Raw genomic sequence first — 3,655 nt, forward strand, 5'->3', positions numbered from 1 at the left:
CACGCGCCATCGACTACCTCGCCGGGAACGCACGACGCGCACACCCTAAACGGGATCGACAACGTGGGCGGCTGCAATTCGGTCTGGAGCCGATTTTCGCGAATCCTTAACTACATAACCTATGATAGAGGGCTACTCTGCCGAGATCCAGCACCTGTTCCGCGGCGAGGGCTTCAAGGCCATCTCGGGGATCGGCTACAACAGGCTCCGGAATCGCGCACTGGCAATCGAGAGCGCCCTTCCGGGAGGAGAGATACTTTCATCCCAGGACAGCGTCGATCGCCCCGAGGACATCCACGCCTACGCCTATGTACCGATTTCGTTAGGCACGACCGCCACCCTCACCCTGGGCGCCAGCTATGATTCCTTCCATACCGGGCACCTCGATACGCACCCACTCAACCCCAAGTTCGGGTTGGTGTGGAACATCTTGCCTTCGACTACGCTGCGCGCCGCGGCCTTTCGGGTCCTCAAGCGATTCTTCGTGACCAATCAGACGCTCGAGCCCACGCAGCTTGCCGGCTTCAATCAGTTCTTTGACGATCTCGATGGTACCGATTCAACGCGCTATGGTTTCGGGCTGGACCAGCGCTTTTCGCCGGATCTCTATGGCGGCTTCGAGTTGTCGCGGCGCGACCTCACCCGCACGCTCACGGACATGGATGGGAATGGGATCGGAGAGAACCAGGACGAACGCTTTTACCGTAGCTATCTCCATTGGGCGCCGCACCCGAGGCTGGCGCTTGCGGCGGAGTACCAATTCGAGGAGTTCGAACGGGAAAGTTTCCTGTCCGACGGGGAAAGCGAGTTTAGTGGCCTGCCGGAATTACGAACCCACTACCTCCCGCTCGACCTCAGCTACTTTCATCCGTCTGGATTGTCTGCAACGCTTGGCGCTACCTATGTCGACCAAGAGGCGACCAGGACGGACTTGTCTAGATCTCATGAGCGGTTTTGGACCCTGGATGCGTCGATCGGTTATCGGCTACCCAAACGTTACGGTTTGGTGAGCCTGGATGTCAGGAACCTGTTCGATGAAGAGTTTGACTACCAGAACTCATTCAATGCGGAGGCGCAACAACAGCTTCCCCGCTTCCAACCCTCGCGGGCCGTCTTCTTGCGCATCAACCTGTGGTCTTTTTGAAACCGTGTCGTAGGAGAGATGGGTAATATTTCACAGAATGCTTGTGACTTTTGTCACTTGATTGGCTTGAACTATAGCGGAGAATAGCAAGCAATGCAGTCTCGTCCGATCCCGGGAGATCGATCGCGGCTGACAGAGAACCTTTATCTCTATCATTCTGAGGAACATACTATGACTGAATCATTCATCCTCATGGCCTTGGGTATCGGCATAGGCTACTCGATCATCGTCTGGCAGCACCGGTCCAGGGCAACGACGGCTGCCGCGATCGGACCCAACCCCGATATGCAGTCGGTCGCCCATGCAGCGGCATCCACTAAGGGTAGCAAAATTTGGAGCGTGCTTAGCTCATGTGTGGGTACCTCGGCCAAGTCTATCGACGAACAAGTACGAGAATCGGGCGCCGAGGTGGTCATGTTCGTGAATAGCGCCAAGGAGCTGATTGTTCTCGACGCAGAGACCCGTGTCCGGGTGTCGCCAACCAGCAGTTTGCATCACAATGGTCACCATGATGCCGCGATCCGGGTCAACGAGCTAGGCGAGCCCATACTCTTCGACACGATAACGAAGAAAGATATGGTGCGGCACGAGAAAACAGCCGGTGGATTCCGCGATTCAACGCCTCTTTCACCGAGGATCGATGATGCGCGTATCATCTATTTCTGGCAGTACAAGGGCAGCCATTGCACATGCATTCGGAGGGCTGGGGAACACTACGTTAGATGCCGGCGTTCGTAAACGCCTTCGATGAAGCCTGGTAGTCAACGAGGTTCGATGGGAAGAGGTGGCTGATCAGGTCAAAGACAAGGTGGTGGTGTGGGCGGTGGATGTCGCCAAGGTCGAGCAGTATGGGGTATTGATGGATAGTGAGCGGCAGGTGTAGTCACGGTGAAGTGGGCTACCCGGCCGAGGCACCGGCGCTCCTTGAGCGGCTGAGGGGCTTAGCCTGTGGGTCGCTCACGGCGGTGATGGAGTCCACCGGAGTCTATGGGGACACGCTGCGCAGGCAACTGCGTGAGGCGGGTCTTGCGGTCCATCTGATGAGCGCCAAGCGCGTGCACGATGCCTGTGAGGTCTACGACGGCGTCCCGAGCATGCATGATGCGAAGGCGGCGCAGGTGATCGGGCGGCTGTACTTCGAAGGGGCGAGTCGGGTGTGGGTGGAAGCGAGCGAGCAGCAGCGCAGCCACGATGCCATCGGGCGGCTCTACCGACTCTACCAGAAGCAGCACCAGCAGCAGCAGAACCGGCTGGAGGCGGCGCTGCAACGGCACTGGCCGGAGCTGACCGGATACTTGGAGCTCGATAGCGTCACGCTGGAGGATCTGCTATTGAGCTTTGGGTCCCCGGCGGAGCTCAGCGCCCGGGCCGAGGAGGGTCGCGAGCGGATGCGGCGGGTCTCCCGCGGAAAGCTCGCGACGGAGAAGATCGAGGCGGTGCTCGAGAGCGCACGTTGCTCAATCGGTGTGCCGTGCGTGGCGGCCGAGCGGGAGTACCTCATGGCGCTCGGCGCCGAGCTGCGCCATAGCCGTGAGCAGAAGGATCGGGTGGGGTTGCGGCTTGCCGCGCTGACCCAGGCGGATCCGGAGCTTCACGCCCTGGGGGTGACCATCGGTCGGGTGACGACCGGGCTGCTCATCGCTGAGGGTCTGGACCCACGGGCGTATGCGAATAGCAGCAGTTACTGCAAGGCGCTGGGGCTGAACCTCAAGGAGAAGAGCAGCGGCCAGCATAAGGGGCAGATCAAGATCACCAAGCGGGGCTCCGGGCTGGCGCGGCGCGATCTCTATCTCGCGACCCTGCGTTTGATCAACCACAATGAGATTGTCAGCACCTGGTACGAGAAAAAGGTACAGGCCCAGGGCGGGCGCGAAAAGCTGAAGATCGTGGTGGCCTTGATGCGCAAACTCTCTCGCGCCCTGTGGTATGTGGCGCGCGGGCAAGCCTTTGACGCCCGCAGGCTCTTCGCAGTGGGCTGAGAAGGTTCTTCCTGTACCTCCCCAAAGCATTACATCCATGTAATCCCGGTTCAGAAACAAGAGACTCGCGATGCGGAGGACCCTACCATGCCACCCTGATCAGAGGCGTATTACTGTGTTGACCGGTTTCCGTCGGAGTGACCTTCAACCGCATCCCGTGGTATCCACATCGGAATACCCTCCCGTAGTCTCGAGGCACTCCCCGGATCTACTGTGGACCGAATGCCCGATGAAGCTGAGCCGATGCCGTCTAACGGACATCCCATGACAGGTCTGGCTTACCCCACAGGTGGCTGATCCCGGAAGACCGGAAAACACCAACGATGCATCCTGTCCATACTGTCGAGCATGCTTGCTTTTTGATAAAATCAAGTGTGAAAGATCGGTATGGGGAAAAGCCAGGTAACTGAGAGAAAAAAGGGGGCTTGACAAAGCCATGACAGGATGCGGTGACCGAAGGGAACCGCATCGTTGGCGAAAAGACCTAGGCTAGAGAAGGTGATCCGTGACCGAATACCGCCGTGCCTGGAAC

General features: G+C 58.8%; 3 protein-coding genes. All 3 read left to right on the forward strand.

The annotated features are described in order from the left end of the window. Nucleotides 1-121 precede the first annotated feature (121 nt). The 3 genes from M3461_21640 to M3461_21650 all read left to right on the forward strand — a co-directional run bounded on the left by M3461_21640 (nt 122) and on the right by M3461_21650 (nt 3,123). Nucleotides 122-1,144, forward strand: coding sequence for a TonB-dependent receptor (locus M3461_21640; protein ID MDQ3776762.1), 1,023 nt, complete (start codon nt 122-124; stop codon nt 1,142-1,144). A 171-nt stretch (nt 1,145-1,315) separates the two neighbouring features. Beyond that, nucleotides 1,316-1,882, forward strand: a complete 567-nt coding sequence (locus M3461_21645) for a hypothetical protein (GenBank protein MDQ3776763.1) — start codon at nt 1,316-1,318, stop codon at nt 1,880-1,882. A 230-nt stretch (nt 1,883-2,112) separates the two neighbouring features. Next, a complete protein-coding gene (locus M3461_21650; protein MDQ3776764.1) occupies nt 2,113-3,123 on the forward strand; it encodes a transposase in 1,011 nt (336 codons plus the stop codon). The last annotated feature ends 532 nt before the right edge of the window (nt 3,124-3,655 follow it).

The organism is Pseudomonadota bacterium (assembly GCA_030860485.1).
Classification (GTDB): Bacteria; Pseudomonadota; Gammaproteobacteria; order JACCXJ01; family JACCXJ01; genus JACCXJ01.